20 protein-coding genes are annotated in these 18,740 nt (G+C 71.8%); 3 read left to right on the top strand and 17 right to left on the bottom strand.

Annotation, left to right across the window (positions count from 1 at the left end; translation table 11 throughout):
- Nucleotides 1-23: 23 nt before the first annotated feature.
- The 13 genes from FB470_RS25905 to FB470_RS25845 form a co-directional block, all read right to left on the bottom strand.
- Nucleotides 24-626 carry an HD domain-containing protein gene (locus FB470_RS25905; RefSeq protein WP_306995675.1) on the bottom strand — a complete coding sequence of 201 codons (603 nt, stop codon included), beginning with the start codon at nt 624-626 and terminating at the stop codon, nt 24-26.
- Between the two features lie 17 nt (nt 627-643).
- Nucleotides 644-1,996: an MFS transporter gene (locus FB470_RS25900; RefSeq protein ID WP_306995674.1), complete on the bottom strand. Its 1,353-nt coding sequence runs from the start codon at nt 1,994-1,996 to the stop codon at nt 644-646.
- A 29-nt stretch (nt 1,997-2,025) separates the two neighbouring features.
- Nucleotides 2,026-2,940: an amidohydrolase family protein gene (locus FB470_RS25895; RefSeq protein ID WP_306995672.1), complete on the bottom strand. Its 915-nt coding sequence runs from the start codon at nt 2,938-2,940 to the stop codon at nt 2,026-2,028.
- 5 nt (nt 2,941-2,945) lie between these two features.
- Nucleotides 2,946-3,971 (bottom strand): amidohydrolase family protein, encoded by a 1,026-nt coding sequence (locus FB470_RS25890; RefSeq protein ID WP_306995670.1) that lies wholly within the window; start codon nt 3,969-3,971, stop codon nt 2,946-2,948.
- 211 nt (nt 3,972-4,182) lie between these two features.
- Complete coding sequence (locus FB470_RS25885) at nt 4,183-4,617, bottom strand: VOC family protein (RefSeq protein WP_306995668.1); 435 nt, start codon at nt 4,615-4,617, stop codon at nt 4,183-4,185.
- Nucleotides 4,618-4,677: 60 nt separating this feature from the next.
- Nucleotides 4,678-5,535, bottom strand: a complete 858-nt coding sequence (locus tag FB470_RS25880) for a class II fructose-bisphosphate aldolase (RefSeq protein ID WP_306995666.1) — start codon at nt 5,533-5,535, stop codon at nt 4,678-4,680.
- A complete protein-coding gene (locus tag FB470_RS25875) occupies nt 5,532-6,884 on the bottom strand; it encodes an MFS transporter (protein ID WP_306995664.1) in 1,353 nt (450 codons plus the stop codon). The genes FB470_RS25880 and FB470_RS25875 overlap by 4 nt, the downstream gene beginning before the upstream one ends.
- Nucleotides 6,881-7,870, bottom strand: coding sequence for a D-erythronate dehydrogenase (gene denD, locus FB470_RS25870; RefSeq protein WP_306995662.1), 990 nt, complete (start codon nt 7,868-7,870; stop codon nt 6,881-6,883). Before denD ends, FB470_RS25875 begins: the two co-directional genes overlap by 4 nt.
- Entirely contained in the window at nt 7,867-9,261 is a 1,395-nt protein-coding gene (locus FB470_RS25865) for a four-carbon acid sugar kinase family protein (RefSeq protein ID WP_306995660.1), read from the bottom strand. The genes denD and FB470_RS25865 overlap by 4 nt, the downstream gene beginning before the upstream one ends.
- Entirely contained in the window at nt 9,258-10,433 is a 1,176-nt protein-coding gene (locus tag FB470_RS25860; protein ID WP_306995658.1) for a DUF993 family protein, read from the bottom strand. The genes FB470_RS25865 and FB470_RS25860 overlap by 4 nt, the downstream gene beginning before the upstream one ends.
- A 21-nt stretch (nt 10,434-10,454) precedes the next feature.
- A complete protein-coding gene (locus FB470_RS25855) occupies nt 10,455-11,711 on the bottom strand; it encodes a CaiB/BaiF CoA transferase family protein (protein ID WP_306995656.1) in 1,257 nt (418 codons plus the stop codon).
- Complete coding sequence (locus FB470_RS25850; protein ID WP_306995654.1) at nt 11,708-13,321, bottom strand: acyl CoA:acetate/3-ketoacid CoA transferase; 1,614 nt, start codon at nt 13,319-13,321, stop codon at nt 11,708-11,710. The genes FB470_RS25855 and FB470_RS25850 overlap by 4 nt, the downstream gene beginning before the upstream one ends.
- The gene (locus FB470_RS25845; RefSeq protein WP_306995652.1) at nt 13,318-13,764 is read right to left on the bottom strand and encodes an SDR family NAD(P)-dependent oxidoreductase; all 447 of its coding nucleotides are present in this window, start codon (nt 13,762-13,764) and stop codon (nt 13,318-13,320) included. The genes FB470_RS25850 and FB470_RS25845 overlap by 4 nt, the downstream gene beginning before the upstream one ends.
- Between FB470_RS25845 and FB470_RS25840 the strand changes: the two genes are divergently transcribed.
- On the top strand, nt 13,751-14,116 hold the full coding sequence (locus FB470_RS25840) for an IclR family transcriptional regulator domain-containing protein (protein WP_306995650.1): 366 nt from the start codon (nt 13,751-13,753) through the stop codon (nt 14,114-14,116). The two genes, FB470_RS25845 and FB470_RS25840, sit on opposite strands and share 14 nt — an antisense overlap.
- A gap of 118 nt (nt 14,117-14,234) precedes the next feature.
- On the opposite strand, the gene FB470_RS25835 is transcribed toward FB470_RS25840, so the two are convergent.
- Genes FB470_RS25835 through FB470_RS25825 form a run of 3 tightly spaced genes read right to left on the bottom strand, consistent with a single transcriptional unit; the run spans nt 14,235 to nt 15,942 of the window.
- Nucleotides 14,235-14,687 carry a PaaI family thioesterase gene (locus FB470_RS25835; RefSeq protein WP_306995648.1) on the bottom strand — a complete coding sequence of 151 codons (453 nt, stop codon included), beginning with the start codon at nt 14,685-14,687 and terminating at the stop codon, nt 14,235-14,237.
- Nucleotides 14,684-15,367, bottom strand: a complete 684-nt coding sequence (locus tag FB470_RS25830) for an enoyl-CoA hydratase-related protein (protein ID WP_306995646.1) — start codon at nt 15,365-15,367, stop codon at nt 14,684-14,686. Before FB470_RS25830 ends, FB470_RS25835 begins: the two co-directional genes overlap by 4 nt.
- Nucleotides 15,368-15,390: 23 nt before the next feature.
- On the bottom strand, nt 15,391-15,942 hold the full coding sequence (locus FB470_RS25825; RefSeq protein ID WP_306995644.1) for a TetR/AcrR family transcriptional regulator: 552 nt from the start codon (nt 15,940-15,942) through the stop codon (nt 15,391-15,393).
- A 244-nt stretch (nt 15,943-16,186) separates the two neighbouring features.
- Here FB470_RS25825 and FB470_RS25820 point away from each other — a divergent pair, with 244 nt between their 5' ends.
- Together FB470_RS25820 and map are read left to right on the top strand one after the other, a co-directional pair.
- Nucleotides 16,187-16,573 (top strand): hypothetical protein, encoded by a 387-nt coding sequence (locus FB470_RS25820; protein WP_306995642.1) that lies wholly within the window; start codon nt 16,187-16,189, stop codon nt 16,571-16,573.
- A gap of 75 nt (nt 16,574-16,648) precedes the next feature.
- Complete coding sequence (gene map / locus FB470_RS25815; protein WP_306995641.1) at nt 16,649-17,473, top strand: type I methionyl aminopeptidase; 825 nt, start codon at nt 16,649-16,651, stop codon at nt 17,471-17,473.
- Between the two features lie 648 nt (nt 17,474-18,121).
- On the opposite strand, the gene FB470_RS25810 is transcribed toward map, so the two are convergent.
- Complete coding sequence (locus FB470_RS25810; RefSeq protein WP_306995639.1) at nt 18,122-18,637, bottom strand: MarR family winged helix-turn-helix transcriptional regulator; 516 nt, start codon at nt 18,635-18,637, stop codon at nt 18,122-18,124.
- Nucleotides 18,638-18,740 lie beyond the last annotated feature (103 nt).

Raw genomic sequence — 18,740 nt, 5'->3', positions numbered from 1 at the left:
TCCTTCCGGTCGGGCGGCGGGACCTATTCGGGCCGCTCCAGGGGGTTGCGGGCCATCCGGGCGGCGAGGTCGTTGCCGATCGCGGCGGCGGCCGAACTGTCCGGCTTGCGCTTGGCCTGGTCCTCGAAGCACCGCACGAACTCCTCGACCAGGCCCAGCCTCGGGTACCGCTGCAGCACCTCGGCGCGGAACCCGGCCGGGAAGTCGTCCACGTTCCGGCCGGTGATGTCCACCCCGGTGGCGCGGGCCAGGAGGAAGCCCTCCGGGTCCTGCGCCGGGTCCACCTCGGTCCCCATGTGCCGGACGACCACCTCCGACACGCGTCGCCGCCGGTCCCGGGACCAGCCGGCCCCCGCCGCGAACACCCACGCCACGCTGCCGCCGGCGACCTCGAACGGCACGGTGTGGCTGTCGAATTCGGCGACCAGGCCGATGTCGTGCAGCAGGGCCGCGACGAACAGCAGCTCCGGGTCGAACGCGAGGCCCTGTGCGGTGCCGTAGGCCGCCGCCCAGGTGTAGGAGCGGAACGAGTGGTTCAGCAGGGCCGGCGAGGCGTAGGTCTCCGCCACGTCGACCGCCGCGGAACACACCGCACTGTCGGGAAGGACAACATCAGCGAGCCGCATCGGGCCATTATCGCCGGTCACCCGCCGGCCGGCTCCGTGACGCGCGCGGCGGCCCTCCCCTGACGGGTCCGCGGGCCGAAGATCGCCAGCACCACCGCGCCGACCAGCCACGTGCCCGCGATGAACAGGAACACGCTCTGGTACCCGCTACCGGTGTAGAGCGCGGACACGATCAGCGGTCCGGCCGCGTTCGACAGGCGGCCCAGCCCGTAGGAGACGCCGGTGCCCAGGGACCGGCCGCGGGTGTCGAACAGCTCCGGTGAGTAGGCGTACCCGAGTGCGGTGTAGCCGCGCTCGAACAGGTTCACCAGGAACCCGAACACCACGATCAGCACGGGGTTGAAGGTCAGCCCGTAGAACAGCCCGCACAGCGCGATGACCGTGCCGAACGCGACCAGGCACCACTTGCGCTCGAACCGGTCGGTGACCAGGGCGGCCAGGTACGACCCCAGCGGCGCGCCGACGGTGGTGAGCGCGACGTAGAACACCGACTTCTCGACGCTGAAGCCCTCCTTGGCCAGCAGCGTCGGCGCCCAGCTCGAGTACCCGAAGAACCCGATCGTCTGCGTCACCCACAGCACCGTCAGCAGCAGGGTCGGCAGCAGGTACTTCTTGCGCAGCAACAGCCGCAGCGGCGCCTTGGCCACCGGGGCCTCCTCGACCGGCGGCGCCGGTTCGGGCAGCGGGCCCTTCTCCGCCTCGACCTGCGCCTCGATCTCCCGCAGGACCGCGTCGGCCTTGGCGTGCTCGCCGCGGCTTTCGTACCAGCGCGGCGACTCCTTCAGGTGCCGGGTGAACGCCACGAGCAGGATCCCGAGCGCACCCCACAGGTACACCAGGCGCCACGACCAGTCGTTGAGCGGCACCACGAGGCTCGCGATCAGGTTGGTCACCGGCGTGCCGCAGATGCCGATCACGATCGCGTAGGCCTGGTACTTGCCGCGGCTGGCCGCCGGGTACAGCTCGTTGACGTAGATGACCGCGACGACCGTCATCGCGGACAGGCCCGCCGAGGTCAGGACGCGGAACACGCCCAGCGACACCACGTCCCACGAGAACACCGCGGCGAAGGAGAACACGCCGAACCACACGGTGGTCAGCATCAGCGCGTTCTTGCGGCCCCACCGGTCGGCGATCGTGCTCGCGACGATCGAGCCGAAGAACATCCCGACGAACGACAGCGAGGTCACGTAGGCGACCTGGCTGACCGTCACGCCCCACAGCTTGATCAGCTTGGGCGCGGTGGTGGCGAAGCTGTTGATGTCCGCGAACTCGAAGAAGTAGGCGAACGCGACCGCGAACAGGGTCATCTTGTGGAACCGGCCGACCGGCAGGCGGTTGAGCCGGTTCAGCGCGTTGGCGTGCTGCATCGCAGGCCCTCTCAGGGGAACAGGGAGGCTCAGGCGGTTTCGCCGGGCCAGTACAGGCGCATCGGGTTGTCGACGAGCAGTTTCCGCTGCAGTTCGGCGGTTTCGGCGATCTGCGGCACGTAGTCGACGAGCAACCCGTCGTCGGGCATGTGATCGGTCAGGTTGGGGTGCGGCCAGTCCGTCCCCCACAGCACCCGGCCGGGGAACTCGGTCACCACGCGCCGGGCGAAGGGCACCACGTCGGTGTAGGCGTGGCGTTCGCCGTCCAGGGCGGGCGGGCCGGACACGCTGAGCCGCTCGGGACAGCTCACCTTCACCCAGACGTCGTTGGCTGCCACGAAGTCCAGGAACCGGCTGAACTCCGGGCCCTCCGCGGGCCGGGTCACGTCCGGGCGTCCCATGTGGTCGATCACCAGCGGCGTGGGCAGGGACTCGAAGAAGCCTTCCAGCTCGGGCAGGTCGGCGGCCTCGAAGTAGAGGACGACGTGCCAGCCCAGGGGTGCGATCTTCTTGGCGATCGTGCTCAGGGCCTCGTGCGGGGCGGCGTCGACGAGCCGTCGCACGAAGTTGAACCGCACGCCCCGCACACCCGCGTCGTCGAGCGCGCGGAGTTCGGCGTCACCGATGTCCGGCCGGACGGTCGCGACGCCGCGCGCCCGGCCCTCGGCGGCCCGGACGGCGTCGAGCATCGCCGAGTTGTCGGCGCCGTGGCAGGTGGCCTGCACGATGACGTTGCGGGCGACGCCGAGGTGGTCGCGCAGGGCGAACAGCTGGTCCTTGCTCGCGTCGCAGGGCGTGTACTTGCGTTCCGGGGCGAACGGGAACTCCGCCTGCGGGCCGAAGACGTGGCAGTGCGCGTCGACGGTGCCGGCGGGCAGCCGGAACCGCGGCGTGGACGGGCCGGCGTACCAGTCGAGCCAGCCCGGCGTCTTGGGTGCGGTCACGCCGGTCACCGGCCCTGGCTCCGCAGCAGGGCGTCCAGACGCGGGTAGACGCTGCGGGCGTTGTTCTCCCGGATCGCGGCCCAGTCCTCTTCGGACAGCTTCGCGTTCTCGGCGTAGCGGCGGGTGTCGTCGAAGTGGTGGCCGGTGCGCGGGTCGACGCTGCGGACGGCGCCGATCATCTCCGAGGCGAACAGGATGTTGCGGGCCGGGATGACGTCGAAGAGCAGGTCCGAACCGGGCTGGTGGTAGACGCAGGTGTCGAAGAAGACGTTGTTCAGGACGTGCTCGTCCAGCTCGGGCTTGCCCAGCGCCATCGCCAGGCCGCGGAACCGGCCCCAGTGGTAGGGCACCGCGCCGCCGCCGTGCGGGATGATCAGCCGCAACTGCGGGAAGTCGCGGAACAGGTCGCCCTGCACGAGCTGCATGAACGCGGTCGTGTCGGCGTTGAGGTAGTGCGCCCCGGTGGTGTGGAACGCGGGGTTCACGCTCGTGCTGACGTGCACCATGGCCGGGATGTCGTATTCGACCATCTTCTCGTAGATCGGGTACCACGAGCGGTCGGTCAGCGGCGGGGCCGTCCAGTGCCCGCCGCTGGGGTCGGGGTTGAGGTTCAGCGCGACGGCGCCGTACTCCTCGACGCAGCGGGTGAGCTCGGGGATGCAGGTGGCGGGGTCGACGCCGGGTGACTGCGGGAGCATCGCGGCCGGGACGAACCGCTCCGGGTAGAGCCTGCTGACGCGGTAGCACAGCTCGTTGCAGATGGCGGCCCACTCGGCGGAGGTCTCGAAGCCGCCGACGTGGTGGGCCATGAACGACGCGCGGGGCGAGAAGATCGTCAGGTCGATGCCGCGTTCGTCCATCAGCCGCAGCTGGTTGGGCTCGATCGTCTCGCGCAGGTCGTCGTCGCTGATGCGCAGGTCCGCCCGCGCGGGTGCGGCGCCGGTCCCGTCCAGCGCGGCGATCTGCTGATCGCGCCACGCCGCGAGGGCGGGCGGGGCGGTCGTGTAGTGGCCGTGGCAGTCGATGATCACAGTCGGTCCTCGTGCGGTCGTGGTTCCCTTCCCGCACCCTAACCGTGGAAGAAATTGTTGACAATATCTACGCCAAGATTGGTTCGAGGATCTCCGGCGTTCGGGCACCCGACGGCGGACGAGGCGGTGCACGACCCCCAGACATGCGTAAGCGCACGCCCCCGGCGCGCTTCTCAGCCGCCCGGGACGTGCGCTCAGCGCGTTCGGCCCCTCAGTCGAGGCAGAACTCGTTGCCCTCGACGTCCTGCATCGCGATGCACGACTCGTTGTGCTCGTCGGCGACCAGCACCTGCACGCAAGTCGCCCCGAGCGCTTCCAGCCGTTCGCGCTCGACCTGGAGCGCGGCAAGGCGCTCCTCCCCCACGAGCCCGGTGCCGGCCCGCACGTCGAGGTGCACCCGGTTCTTGACGACCTTGCCTTCCGGAACGCGCTGGAAGTACAGCCGCGGGCCCACACCCGTCGGGTCGACGCAGGCGAACGCCGCACCCTGCTGCTCGGGCGGCAGCGAGCGGTTGAACTCGTCCCACGTGGCGAACCCGTCCGGCGGTGGTGGCACGACGTACCCCAGCACCTCGCACCAGAACCGGGCGACCCGCTCCGGCTCCGCGCAGTCGAACGTGACCTGGAACTGCTTGACCGACCCCATCGACCCAGCCTAGTGGGGCCCGCTCGACGCCGGTGCGGCCCGTCGCCGCAGGGCCGCCGGTCAGGTCGGCACGGCAGCCGCGCCCGCCAGGGTGGTGAGCACCTCCCGCACCACGGCCTCGGCGGCGGCGGTCACGGCCCCGGTCAAGGACAGCATGTCCTCGCCCGCTGCGCGGCACCGGCCGAGGTTCTCCTCCGCCGCCGCCAGCATCGCGGTGCGCAGTTCGGTGTTGACGTTGACCTTCCCGACCCCCGCGGCGGCCGCCGCCCGCAGGTCGGCGGCGGGGATGCCGGACGCCCCGTGCAGCACCAGGGGCACCGCGCCCGCCTCCTGCCTGATGCGGGCGAGCAGAGGCCAGTCGATGCGCGGAGTTCCGCGGTAGCGGCCGTGGACGTTGCCCACCCCGCAGGCGAGGAGCTGCGCACCGGACGCGTCCAGGAATGCTCCGACCGTCGCCGGGTCGGTCTTCCCGGCCAGGTCGGTCTCCTGCACCGCGGCGCGGTCCTCGGCTCCGGGCACGCTGCCCAGTTCGGCTTCCACCACCACGTCGGCGGACGCCCGGACGCGCCGGACGAAGGCGGCGTTGTCCTCCGGGGACAGGTGCGATCCATCCGCCAGCACGGCGTCCGCCCCGGCCTCGATCCCCTGCCGGATCAACGCCTCGTCCTTCGCGTGGTCCAGCTGGACGCAGACCGGTACGCGGGCGTCGTCGGCGATGTGCCGCAGCGTGGAGATCAACCTCGGTCCGCCGCCGGCGGCGGCCGAGGAGGGCGCCACGAGCAGGATGACCGGCAGCCGCAGGGATTCGGCCGCGCCGACGACCGCCAGCGCGGTGCCGGCGCCGTAGCAGGTGAACGCCGGAACCGCCGCGCCCGCGTTCACCCGCCGCGCCACGACCTCGTCGAGTGCCGCCCTCATCGCAGGCCCGGCGACGCGAACTCCGACGCCAGCCGCTTGCGCATGGTGGCGATCGCGATCAGGCCGATCAGGCAGGTCGTGGCCACGAAGTAGTACGGCGAGCGCAGGTCGCTGGTCCGCTGGACGAGCCAGGTGGCGACGTAGGGCGCCGTGCCGCCGGCGATGACGACGGAGATGTTGGTCGCCAGCGCGGTTCCGGTGTAGCGGACCTCGTCGGGGAACAGCCGCGGGGTCAGGGTGAAGGAGGCGACCTGCAGGAACGCCATGTTCACCATGATGGCGACGTAGCCGAGGGCGGCCAGGCCGATGTTGCCGATGTCCATCAGCAGGAACGCGGGGTAGGTGATGATCGCGTACCCGGCGAGCCCGATGGTCGCCACCTTGAAGGTGCCGATGCGGTCGGCCAGGCGGCCGGTGAACGGCATCAGTGCGACGGCGAACAGCGTCACGCCCGCGGTGACCCAGTACACCGGGGATTTGGGGTAGTGCAGGTTGGAGACCAGGTAGATGCTGATGAAGGTCGAGCCGATGTAGGCCGCGCCCTGGACGCCGACGCCGAGCGCGGTGGCCTGCAGCAGCGAGCCGGGATAGTTCTTCAGCGCCGACAGCAGCGGGAAACCGTGCTTGCCGAGCGAGACCCGGCGGTCGATGTCGGGCAGCATGCGGCGGGCGAAGTAGCAGATGACGGTCAGCGGCAGGCCGAGCAGGAACGGGACGCGCCAGCCCCACGTGCTGAGCTGCTGGGTGGCGAGCACACCGGAGACGATGCCGATGGCGGCCGAGGCGATCGCGAAGCCGCCGTTGGTGCCCATGGGGGTGAAGGCGCCGTAGCGGGCCCGCTTGCCGGGCGGGGCGGCTTCGGCGATGACGGTGGCGGCACCGCCGACTTCACCACCGGCGAAGAAGCCCTGGGCGACGCGGACGACCACGAGCAGGACCGGTGCCAGTACCCCGGCCACGGCGTAGGTCGGCAGGACACCGATCGCGGTGTTGGCGACGCCGATGCCCACGACCGTGACCATCAGCGCGTGGCGGCGCCCGAAGCGGTCGCCGACCCAGCCGAAGACGATCCCGCCGAGTGGACGCACCACGTAGGACAGTGCGAACACGGCCAGCACGGCCAGCAGGGACGCGACCGGGTCGCTGCCGGGGAAGAACAACGGCGCGATGATCGTGGAGACGTAGCCGTAGAGCGCGTAGTCGTAGTACTCGATGAGGGTGCCGACGCCGCCGGCGAGGGCGACCCGGCGGACCTCGGCCGGGGTGCGGACGGAGCTCGGCTCCGGGCCGCCGGCGGCGCGGCGGTCCTCGCGTCCACTGGGGACGATGGCGTCGTTGCCGGTGGTCATGGTCGGGCTCCCGGGTTGTCGATGAGGTAGGCGCGCACGACGTCGTCGAAGGACTTCTCGGCGGTCAGGCCGAGGGCGTGCGCTCGGGGAGTGCGGAACTCGGCGGGCCAGCTCCGCACGATCGCGCCGACGGCGGGGTCGTCCGTCCAGTCGATCAGCTCGCTGGTTCCCGCCCCCGCGACGCGGTCGAGCGCCTCGGCCATTTCGCGGGGAGTGGTGGTGAGTGCGGGCAGGTTCATCGCCGTGCGGCTGCCCCAGGTGGCGTCGTCCACTTCGGCCGCGCGCAGGAGGCCCTCCAGCGTGCGGCGGGGTGAGGACAGCGCGATCGGCGTGTCCGGCGGCACCGGGCAGACCGCGCGCTCCCCCGCCAGCGGTTCACGGATGATGCCGGACAGGAAGCTCGACGCGGCCGCGTTGGGCTTCCCGGGACGCACGGACACCGTCATCAGCCGCACGGACCGGCCGCGGACGAACCCCTTGCGGGTGTAGTCGGCCACGAGCTGTTCGCCGATGAACTTCTGGATGCCGTAGCTGGACTGGGGCCGCGGCAGCGTGTCGTCGTCCACGGTACCGAGCGGCGGCAGCGCCGGGTCGTTGCCGAACACCGCGAGCGAGCTGGAGAACACCAGGACCGGCGGGGTCGCCAGGCCGCGCGCGTACTCCAGCAGGGCGCGGGTGCCGTCGACGTTGGTGCGCATCCCGAGGTCGAAGTCGGCCTCGGCGGCGCCGCTGACGACGCCGGCCAGGTGGAAGATCCCGTCCACCTCGCCCAGTTCGCGCAGGGTGTCCTCCAGGGGGCCGGCGAGCGGCCGCACCCGCGGGTCCGCGGCCAGGTCGTCGCGGGGAGCCACGAGGTCGAGCAGGATCAGCTCGCCCACCTCGGCCGGGTCGGCGCCGCCGAGGCCGGCCGGCTGCTCCAGCAGCCGCCGCGCCAGCAGGGACCCGAGGAAACCGGCGCCCCCGGTGATGACGATTCGCGTGCTCACACCGCCTCCAACCGGTCGACGACATCCGCCAGTGAGTTCTCGTCGCCGACGTTGCCGGCGAAGACGACGTAGGGAAGCCCTTGCGCGGGACCGGAAACCGGCTCCCAGAGCGACACGATCCCCGGCAGCATCGAGCCGCGGACCCAGGCCCGCCGGATGCCCAGCGACCCGGTCGCCACATCCGAGGAGGTGATGCCGCCCTTGCCGACGACGAACGCGGGACGCCGTCGCGCGACGGCCCGCCGGGCCGTCTCGGTCAGCGCCGCGCTGACGCGGCGTGCGATGTCCAGGCTCTCGGTTTCGTCGGCGCCGGTGACCAGGGTCCGGGACGTGCTGAGCACGACCAGGCTGCGCTCGAGCGCCGCCGCCGCGCGGGTGGCCGCGGCGTCGATGTGCTCGGCCGGGTGCTCGAGGATCGCCGGGACGTCGAGTTCGACGTGGACGAACTCCCGGCGTTCACCGAGCTTCGTGAGCTGCCTGCTGGTCAGCCCCACGTGGGACCCGACCACGACGAGCCCGTGCGCGTCCCGCCCGACCAGCGCGGCGAGGGCGTCGTCCTCGATCGGCGGCGGCGTGTCCTGGCCGGTGCGGGCTCGCACGAACGACGGGCCGACCCGGTACACCAGGGACTTGCCCGCGTCCTCCGCGGCGAGGATCGCGAGCACGCCGGCGCGGAGGTCGTCGTCCTCGGCGGTGTCGAGGACGACGACCCGGCCCCCGCTCAGCCCGGTCAGCCGGTCACGCAGGCTGTCCGTGCTGCCGCCGCGGAGGTCGCGGAGGGTCAGTTCGACGACCTCGCTCGCCGGGATGCGGCCGCCGCTCTTCTCGGCCACCCAGTCCGCCAGCCGGGACGCGGCGAAGCCGAAGGTCGCGTCCCGCGCGAACTCGCTGTCGGCGACCGGGAGCAGCTCGTCGCCGGACCGGAGGTAGTGCACCCCGCCGATGGTGACGCGGCCGGCGTCGGTGAACGCCGGCGCGAGGACGACACCGTCCATCGCGCCGCCGTGCTCGGCCAGCAGCTCGCCGATGACGTCGGTCTCGAGCGGGAAGTGACCGCGCAGCGTGGAGTCGCTCCGGCTGGCGAACGCGAGCCGGATCCCGTCCCGTTCGGCGGCGGTCAGGCACGCCTCGACGACCTCGCGGTCCCGTGCCGCGGCGTCCTGCGGCGCGAGGCTGCGGGTGTTGGTGAGCACGAAGAACCCGGCGGTGCCCTGCCGCAGCGCCCAGCGGACGTCGTCGACGGCCCACCGGGTCAGCACCGGCAGATCGCGCACGGTCTGCGTACCGGTCGGGTCGTCGTCCAGGAACACCACGCGGCGCGCGCCGGCGAGGGCCGCGCGCACGTCGGCGGCCGGCACCGGGCGGACCGCGGGCCACGAGTTCACGGTCATCCCACCCCTCCCACGGCGAGCAGCAGGCGCATCCGGTGCGCGGCGAGCTCCGGATCCGGGAACAGGCCGAGCGCGTCGGTGAGGACGAACAGATCGGTCAGGTGCTGCAGGGAACGCAGGCCCTCGCGCCCGGTGACCATGCGGAAGTGGTCCTGGTGGCCGGACAGCCACGCGACGAACACCGTGCCGACCTTGTAGCGGTCGGCCGGGGCCTCGAACATCTTGACGGCCATCGGGATGGAGCGGTTCATCGTCTCGGCGAACCCCTGCTCGTCACCGGCGTCGAGCGCGGCGAACCCGGCGGCGGCGAGGGGTGCGATCGGGTCGAGCACGCCCAGCAGCCCGTGGCTGTGGTGCTCGCCGTCGCCCAGTAGCAGGTCGGTGTAGCCGTAGTCGTCACCGGTGAACACCTTGACCCCGGTGGGCAGGCGGCGGCGGAACTCCTTCTCCAGCTCCTCGTCCAGCAGGCTGAACTTGATGCCCTCGAGGTGCGGGGCGTTCTCCTGCGCCATCCGCACGACCACGTCCATCGCCTCGCGCACGTCGGTGTGTCCCCAGTAGCCGGCGAGGGTGGGGTCGAAGCCGGTGCCCAGCCAGTGCACGATGGCGGGCCGGTCGGTCCGGGCGAGCACGTCGCGGTAGACCGACAGGTAGTCGTCCTCGGACCGTGCGGCGGAGACCAGGGCGTGGCTCGCGCGCAGCACCGCCGCGCTGCCCTGGGCCTGCACGAACTCGAGCTGTTCGGTGTAGGCGTCGACGATCTCGGCGAGGCTGGGCCGGGGCGAGGTGATCTGGTCGGTACCGGCTCCGGCGACGACGGCGGCTCCGGCTTCCCGCGCGGCGGCCACGCCGAGGCGGATGAGTTCCTTCGCCTGCGGCCAGATGAGCCCGCCGGGGCCGCGTTCGGTGGTGTCCATGCCTTCGGCGATGCCGACGCCGTAGCTGAACAGGTGCTTGCGGAACGCGATCGTCGCCTCCCAGTCCACCGGAGGGGTCTGGCCGGGCTGGTAGTCGGCGCGCGCGTCGGCGACGACGTGCGCGGCGGCCAGCACCGTGCGGGAGGTGAACGGCTCCGGGTGGCGCGGGTAGTCGATCGGCTCGTGCATCACGTGGCGGACGGTGCCGCCGCCGGCGGTGGGCAGCACGAGCCCGGTCGAGGTCAGGGGGGTCACGGGGTGTTTCTCCTCGGGTGGTCAGGACCAGGCGGGGGTGCCGCCGTCGCGTTCGCGGTCGCGTTCGGAGCCGACGACGCCGGCGGCTTTGAGTTCGGCGATCCGCTGCGGGGACAGGCCCGCGGCGGTGAGGACTTCGTCGTTGTGCCGGCCGATGGTGGGCGGGAGGTGACGCAGCCGGGCGGGGGTCTCGGTGAGGGCGACGGGCATGCCCACGAACTTCACCGGTCCGACACCGTCCACTTCGGCCTCCAGCACGAGCCCGTTGTGGCGCACCTGCGGATCGTCGAAGACGGCGTCGTAGTCGTGGACCGGGGCGACGAGCACGTCTTCGGCCTCGAACCGGGCCATGATCTCCGCGCGCGGGAACTTGCGGATGGCCTCGGCGAGCAGCCGGTGCGTCTCCTCGGTGTGCTCCCGCAGGCCGTCGATCGTCTGGAACCGCGGATCGTCGGCGACGTCCTGGTCGAGCCCGCACGCGCGGGCGGCGCGCTGCCACTGCCGGTCGACGTAGAACTCGCCGATGAGGGTGAACCACAGGCCGTCGGCGGCTTCGTAGTAGCCGTAGAGGGCGGTGTTGTGGGCATGGGCGATACCTGCGGCGGGCCGGTCGAACCGCTGCCCGGTGTTGAGGTAGGTGGTGCCTTCCTGCAGGTGGCTGGTGATCGCCGCGTTGAGCAGGTTGGAGTCGACGACCTGCCCGCGGCCGGTCTTCTCCCGGGCCGCCAGTGCGATCATCATGCCCTGCGCGAACTGCATGGAGGCGAGGTAGTCGATCATGAAGGTACCGGTCGGGACCGGGCCGGTCTCCTTACTGCCGGTCAGCGCCATCAGCCCGCTGATCGCCTGCGCCGCCAGGTCCTGGCCGCGCCGGTGCGCGTACGGTCCGGACAGGCCGTAGCCCGAGGCGTAGGCGACGATGATGCGCGGGTTGATCGCCGACAGCTGCTCCCAGCCGAAGCCGAGCCGGTCCATCACACCGGGCCGGAAGTTGCTGGCGACGATGTCGGCGTCCTGGGCGAGGGTGTGGATGATCTCCCTGCCCTCGGGGGACTTGACGTCGATGCTGATGCTCTTCTTGTTGCGGTTCGTCGCCGACCAGTGGGGGCTGAAGCCGTTGGCCAGCAGCGGCGGCTGGAACCGGCCGATCTCGCCGGCGTCGATCCGCTCGACCTTGATCACCTCGGCCCCGAAGTCCGCGAGCACCTGGGTCGCCGACGGGCCCTGTTCGAGCTGGGTGAAGTCGAGGATGCGGATGCCTTCGAACGCGTCCGTCATGCGTGCTGGGGCCTTTCTGTGCTCGGGTGCGGCTTGAGCCCGGCGGGCTCGGGCCGGAACAGGCGGGGATCCATCGGGCGCGGCTCGGACCGCATGAGCGGGACGAAGCCCATCCGGTCGAGGACGTCGCGCCGGAGGTCGGCGCCGGGGGCGATCTCGATGAGTTCCACGCCCTCGCCGGTCAGCCGGAACACGGCCCGTTCGGTCACGTACAGCACCCGCTGTCCCCGGCGGCAGGCCCGTTCGGCGCTGAAGCTGATGTGCGAGACCTCCGGCACGAACTTCGGGTAGCGGCCCTCGCGGGTGATGGTGAGCTTCCCGTCGTCCAGCCGGACTTCGAGGCCCCCGCCGCGCAGGGTGCCGCAGAACACGATGGTGCGGGCCTTCTGGCTGATATCGATGAACCCGCCGGGCCCGATCGGCTTGCCGCCCGCAGCCGCGACGTTGACGTTGCCGCGCCGGTCGACCTCGGCGTAGGCGAGGCCGGCGAAGTCGAGCGCGCCGCCGTCGTAGAGGTCGAACTGGCCGGGCATGTCCACCACGGCCGACGGGTTGATCGCGGTGCCCGAGTCCAGGCCCACACCGGGCAGGCCACCGAAGATGCCCTGCTCGACGGTGAGCGTGAACCGGTCGAGGAAACCCTCCTCGAGCGCCACGTAACTGATCCCGTTGGCCATGCCGACACCGAGATTGGCCAGGTCGCCCTCGTGCAGCTCCATCGCCGCGCGCCGGGCCACCACCTTGCGCTGGTCGAACGGCAGCGGTTCGACCTCGGTCGGCCGGTTCGCCGTGGTTCCGGTGCGCCGCGGGTCGGTGACGGTGACCGGGGTCTGGTTCGGGTAGCCGGTGACGACCACGTGGTCGACGAGCGGTCCGGGGATCCGCACCCGGTTCGCCGGGATGGCGCCACGCCCGACCAGCCGTTTCACCTCGACCAGGACGGTGCCGCCGCTGTTGTGCGCGGCCTGGGCGATCGCGAGGTTGTCGCCGAGGGCGGCCTCGTCGTCCATGCCGATGTTGCCGTCGGGGTCGGCCTCGGTGGCCCGCAACAGGGCGACGTCGATGTCGAAGCGCGGGTAGAACAGCCACTCCTCGCCCCGGACGGTCACCAGCTCGCTGAGACCTTCGGTGGTGCCGGCGTTCATCCGCCCCCACTGCTGCCGCGGATCGACGAACGTGCCGAGGCCGATGTCGGTGAACAGGCCCGGCCGGCGCGCGGCGATCTCCCGGTACAGCAGCGAGATCGTCCCGGCGGGCAGGCCGACCGCCTCGACCTCGCCGCGGGCGATGACCGACTGCTGCCGTGGCGAGAGCACGAAGTGCGAGCCGACGAAGCGGCGCACGAGGCCGGGGATCGCGATGTGGTCGATTCCGCGGCCGGTGTGGTCGCCCAGGCCCATGACGTGCACGACGTCGAGCCCGGCGGGCGAGTGGTCCCGCTCCCAGCGCTGTTCGAGCGCCGCGAGCAGCGTTTCGGGGACCTGCAGGAGCGAGCCGGTGCCGCCGACGGCGACCCTCGCCCCGTCGGCGATGAGGGCCACGGCCGCTTCGGGTGTCAGGTGCAGGTCCGCGTGGCCCCGGCCGGACGGGGCGGCGTCGAGCGGGATCACGCCATCACGTCCCCACCGCACACGTTGAGGCATTCGCCGGTGATGTAGGAGGCGTCGTCGGAGGCCAGGAACGCGACCGCGGCGGCGACCTCGTCCGCCCGGCCGATCCGGCCGAGCGGGTTGGTCGCGAGCCGTCGCGCCAGGGTTTCCCCCGCGTCCTGCCCGGTGAGGCGCCCGACCTCGGCGCTGCCGTAGTCCGAGAGCGCGGTGTCGATGCGTCCCGGCGCGACCGCGTTCACCCGGATCCCGCGCGGCGCCAGCTCGGCCGCGAAGGACCTGGTCAGGCTCAGCACGGCGGCCTTCGACGCGGCGTAGTCCGCGGACAGCGGGTTGGGCAGCAGCGCCTGGATCGAGGCGACGGCGACCGCCGCGCCGGAGTCGCGCAGGCACCGCGCGGCGAGCTGCAGGGTGAGCAGGGTGCCGCGCGCGTTGACGGCGAGCACGCGGCTGGTGGCCCGCCAGGACCCCGACGACCGGCACCCGGCCGGCCGCAACGCGCCCCGCACACTGGCCGAGGTGCAGGCGCGCATCGACGAGGCACGGGCGAAGGGGTGGGCCCGCGTGCACGACAGCGTCGAGGAGGGCATCTCCGCGATGGCGGCGCCCCTGGTCGACCCGGACAGCGACAAGCCGCTCGGGGTGGTGAGCATCGCCGGCCCGAGCGTCCAGCTGACCGACGAGCGGATGGAGACCCTGGCACCCAGCCTGCTGGAAACGGCCGCCGAACTGTCCGGGCTCGCCACCAGCCTGTCGCACGAACTGCACTCCCGGAACCAGCTCGAGCCCGCCGGCTAGGGGTGGTGCCCGGTGAAGTTGTCGACGCCGGCGATGGGCGGGTTGGCCGCCGAGGGCGGTGTGGGTTCGGCGGTGGTCGTTGCGGTGGGGGAAGTCGCGTTCGCCGTCGGGTGGACCATCAGCCGTCGCGCAGGATGATGCACGTCGTGGTGGCGTGGGCGATCAGCTTGCCGCGCTCGTCGAGCACCTGGCCCTCGGCGGTGGCGGTGCGACGGCCGGCGTGGATGACGGTGCCCGTGGCCGTCAGGGTCTGGCCGTCGGTCCGGGCGGAGCGGATGTAGTTGACCTTGAGTTCGAGCGTGGTGTAGCCGACGCCGGCGGGCAGCGTGGTGTGGACGGCACACCCCATCACGGAGTCCAGGAGCGTGGCGGCGATCCCGCCGTGGACGGTGCCCAGCGGGTTGGCGAAGTCGGGGCGGGTGTCCAGGGAGATGACGATGCGGCCGTGCTCGACCTCGTCGAAGCGCATGCCCAGCAGCCGCCGGATCGAGGGGAGCTCGGCGGGGCTCTCGGTCTGCACCCACCGCATCAGTTCCAGACCGGACATGGCAGCGAGATCGGTGCTCGTCACGCGCGTTCTCCTTGCTCGGCGGCGGTGGTCGTGCGCAGCAGGGCCAGCGCCGGGCCGTACAGGCGTTCCTTGATGGTGGCCAGGGTGGAGCCGGCCTTGGCGGCCTGCGCCCCCGCGATCTCGGCGGCCGTGGCCAGGACGGCGCCCTCGGCGACGGCCCGGTCGACGATGGCGGCCGCCTGCGCGTCGGTGCCGCCGTACCGCCGTCCGGTCACCATGGCTTCGTGGGCGGTCTGCGGCGTCAGCCGGGCCCGGATGAGCGCGGACATGCCGGGCGTGAACGGGATGTCGATGTCCACTTCGGGCAGGCACCAGAAGCCGCGGTCGGCGCGCATCACCCGGAAGTCGTGGGCCAGCGAGAGCATCGCGCCGGCCGCGAACGCGTGCCCCGGTATCGCGGCGACGGTGATCACCGGCAGGGACAGCACGCGCGCGAGGAGCCCGTGGACGGAGTCGACGTACTCGCGGTACCGGTCGCCGTGGGCGGACAGCCACTCCAGATCCAGCCCGTTGGAGTAGAACCTGCCCGTCGCGGTGGTCACCAGCGCACGCGGTCCCGGCGCCTTCTCCACGTCGTCCAGAGCGGCGTCGACGGAGGCGATCCAGTCGGGGTGGAAGCGGTTCTCGCCGTCACCGAGGTCGAGGACGAACACGTCGTCCTGGCGGTCGAGCGTGGGCATGCGGGGGGTCCTTCGGGTTCCGGTCACGGGGTGCGCAGGGCGTGGACGAGCAGGTCGTGGATCTCGGCGGCGGCCGCCTCGATGGGGGCCGTGCTCTGCTGGGCCCGGCACAGGACCAGCGCGCCCTCCGCGGCGGCGATGATGAGCGCGGCGAGCCTGCGGCTGCGCTCCTCGGGCAGGCCGTGCCGCCGGAACAGCGCGGTGAGCGCCTCCTGCCAGCGGGCGAAGGCCGCGGCCGCGGAACGCGCGAGCTGGGGCGCGTCGTCGGTGGCCTCCACCGCGACCGCGACGATCGGGCAGCCGGCCCGGAAGCGGCCGTGCACGAGCCGGTCGCGCCACAACGCGAAGAACGCGTCGACGGCTTCGACCGGGTCGTCGGCCTCCGCGGCGGCCTCGATCACGCCGGTCATGACGTCCCCGGCGAGCACCACCGCCTCCTCGATCAGCTGTGTCCGCCCGCCGGGAAAGTGGTGGTAGACCGACCCGCGTGGGGCTCCGCTGTGGGCGAGCACCCGGTCGACGCTGGTCGCGCTCGCGCCGTGTTCGCGCAGGAGCGAGACGGCACTGCGAACCATCCGGTCACGACTGTCGCTCTTGCGAGGGCTCACCGGCCTCCTTCCCCGCGGAACGCCGCGGATTCTATGGTCTATGACATAGAACATGCAACCAGCCGCTCCCCGGCGTCCGTACCGCAACCGCACCGGACCCGCACCGGAGGCGGCCCCGGCGGCCTGAAACGGGCGAACCGTGCCGCCGCCCATCAGCGGAACGTCCACTTCGCGCGGGGCGGAACTGCGAAGATCACCTGCGATGGCAACGATGAAGATTTCGCGCATGATCACCGGATTCGCCGGCGCCGGGCTGCTGACCACCGCGGCGCTGCTGGGCGCGCCGGAAGCCGCCGCCGCCGACCACAGTGTCCGCACCAACGACGGCGACCCCGGCGGCGTCGTGTACTTCACCGAACACGGCGACGTCGTCCAGGTCTGCGACATCGAAGCGGACGGATGGGCGGTCGGCGTCGACGTGTACTGGAACGGCGGCGAATACACCCTCAAGGTCGGCGGAAACGGGAATTGCCGGTCGACCGACGCGAGCGAGCACGACATCCCGGAGAACGCCTACGTCAACTTCCGGATCTACCTCTACCGGAGCGGCACGCCGTACGCGTACCAGGACACCGCGCAGTGGTACAACGACCACTGACCGGCGCGGTATAACTATACCGGCACGTGCTAGGGTTTCGGTATAACTATACCAACCCTGTGACGCGAGGTAGTCGTGATCGAACTGAAGACGCCTGCGGAGATCGACCGCATGCACGTGGCCGGGCGGTTCGTCGCCGAAGTGCTCTCCGAGGTCGGCCGGCTCGCCGACGTGGGCGTCAACCTCCTGGACCTCGAGCACCACGTGCGCGGCATGATCGAACGGCGCGGGGCGGAGTCCTGCTACTGGGACTACGCCCCGTCCTTCGGCAGGGGCCCGTTCCGCAACGTCATCTGCCTGTCCGTCAACGACGCCGTCCTGCACGGCCTGCCCCACGACTACACGCTGCGGGACGGGGACGTGCTCACCGCGGACCTCGCGGTCGGCATCGACGGCTGGGTCGCCGACTCGGCGCGCACGATCGTCGTCGGCACCGCCGCCGAGGAGGACCTGCGGATCATCCGCGCCACCGAGGAAGCGCTGGAGGCGGCGATCGAGGTGGCGCGCCCGGGCAACCGGCTGGGTGACATCTCGGCGGCGATCTGGACCGTGGCGCGCGACTACGGCTATCCGGTCAACACCGAGTTCGGGGGCCACGGCATCGGCCGCACCATGCACGAGGACCTGCACGTGCCCAACAAGGGCCGCCCGGGCCGCGGCCTGAAGCTCCGGCCGGGGCTGACCCTCGCACTCGAACCCTGGTTCGCCCGCACGACCGACCGGATCGTGCACGACGCCGACGGCTGGACGATCCGCTCGGCCGACGGGTCACGCACGGCCCACTCCGAGCACACGGTCGCCATCACCGAGGACGCCCCCCTGGTGCTCACCCGCCGGGCCGACGAAACCCCTCCCGCACGGGGCGGTTCCGCCAGACGTCTGTCCACTAAGGACGCCTAGGTGAGCTCTGGGGTTCTGGTTTGGTCTTGGGTTGTGGTGGGTCGGGGTGAGGTGATGGATCGGGCGTGGGCGTGGAGTGAGCCGCTGCTGCCGCCGATGTCCGGCCGGGGGCGGCGGTGGCGGGATCACCGGCAGGTGCTCGACTGATCCACCTCGCCGTCGACGGGCGCGGCCTGCCGATTCGGGTGCTGCCCACCGGCGGCCACGCCGGCGACACGAAACCTACAAGCGGCGCAACGTGGTCGAACGCTGCTTCAACCGGCTCGAACAGTTCCGCGACCTCGCCACCCGCTCCGCCCAACGCGCCGCCTGCTACCACGCCGAACACACCATCGCCGCCATCATCCTCCGGCTCCGATGACTTACCCGGATACGGCCTAGGGAGAGTCCGCACAGCGCGGCGGATTGGCTGGTTCGACCTCGGGTTGTGGCGCGCACGAGTGCGAGACCGGATCGCGTGGCGGGACCTGCCGGACCGGAACGGGCCTCGGAAGACGGTCTGCCACCGGTTCTGGCGATGGGGCGCACAAGGGCCACAGCTCCCGCGCCATCCGGACCTCGGCGCCGCCGGGGAATTGCGCGATGCCAGGCCGGCGCCGCCATCCGGTGTGGCACCCGCCGACTCCCGCGCCGGCGACCGCAAACGCGTCAGGACGGGCTTCGCCGGTCGTCGCCGGTCGCGGTGCGGCGTTTGCGGGTCGTGACCGAGCGGGGCGGCAGGGCGCGCATGTGGTCGCGGACGCGGGTCATGATGTCACCGAGGCGGGGCAGGTCCTCTTCGGACAGTGGATCGAACAGGAGGCTGCGCACCACCTCGACGTGACCGGGCAGCACCTTCTCGACCAGGGCGCGCCCGGCGTCGGTGATGGTGACCAGCGTGGCGCGCTGGTCGTCGGGACTGGGGCCGCGCGTGACCAGGCCGGCCTTCTCCAGCAGGCCCGCCTGGTGGGTCAGGCCGCTGCGGCTGTAGACGACGCCGTCGGCCAGCTCGGTCATCGTCAGCTGGCCCGCGGACCCGGCGAGCCGGGCCAGCAGCTGGAACTGGACGTAGCTCAGGCCGCCGTCCGCCCGCAGGTGCTGTTCGACCGCGTGGTGGAGGAGGGCGGTGGCCTCCACGAGCGCGAAATAGGTCTGCAGCTGCTCGGGACGCAGGTCATCCGCCATACCCCTCAGCATAATGCTTCGATTTGGAAGCAGTGTGGCGGCGGTCGCGACAGCGACAACTTGCTTCGATGTCGAAACACGCTACTCTGGTCTAGTGCTTCGA

Origin of the sequence: Amycolatopsis thermophila (genome assembly GCF_030814215.1) — a bacterium.
GTDB classification, from domain to species: Bacteria; Actinomycetota; Actinomycetes; order Mycobacteriales; family Pseudonocardiaceae; genus Amycolatopsis_E; species Amycolatopsis_E thermophila.
The sequence above is the reverse complement of the archived record's forward strand: the minus strand, read 5'-3'. Positions and strand labels throughout refer to the sequence as shown.

Coding starts and splice junctions, on each gene's coding strand:
- FB470_RS25855 (WP_306995656.1), bottom strand. CDS start 11,711: ATGACGGACGCGTTCGAAGGCATCCGCATCCTCGACTTCACCCAGCTC.
- FB470_RS25875 (WP_306995664.1), bottom strand. CDS start 6,884: ATGACCACCGGCAACGACGCCATCGTCCCCAGTGGACGCGAGGACCGC.
- FB470_RS25825 (WP_306995644.1), bottom strand. CDS start 15,942: ATGGTTCGCAGTGCCGTCTCGCTCCTGCGCGAACACGGCGCGAGCGCG.
- FB470_RS25820 (WP_306995642.1), top strand. CDS start 16,187: ATGAAGATTTCGCGCATGATCACCGGATTCGCCGGCGCCGGGCTGCTG.
- FB470_RS25880 (WP_306995666.1), bottom strand. CDS start 5,535: ATGAGGGCGGCACTCGACGAGGTCGTGGCGCGGCGGGTGAACGCGGGC.
- FB470_RS25905 (WP_306995675.1), bottom strand. CDS start 626: ATGCGGCTCGCTGATGTTGTCCTTCCCGACAGTGCGGTGTGTTCCGCG.
- FB470_RS25885 (WP_306995668.1), bottom strand. CDS start 4,617: ATGGGGTCGGTCAAGCAGTTCCAGGTCACGTTCGACTGCGCGGAGCCG.
- FB470_RS25830 (WP_306995646.1), bottom strand. CDS start 15,367: ATGCCCACGCTCGACCGCCAGGACGACGTGTTCGTCCTCGACCTCGGT.
- FB470_RS25900 (WP_306995674.1), bottom strand. CDS start 1,996: ATGCAGCACGCCAACGCGCTGAACCGGCTCAACCGCCTGCCGGTCGGC.
- FB470_RS25810 (WP_306995639.1), bottom strand. CDS start 18,637: ATGGCGGATGACCTGCGTCCCGAGCAGCTGCAGACCTATTTCGCGCTC.
- FB470_RS25865 (WP_306995660.1), bottom strand. CDS start 9,261: ATGACCGTGAACTCGTGGCCCGCGGTCCGCCCGGTGCCGGCCGCCGAC.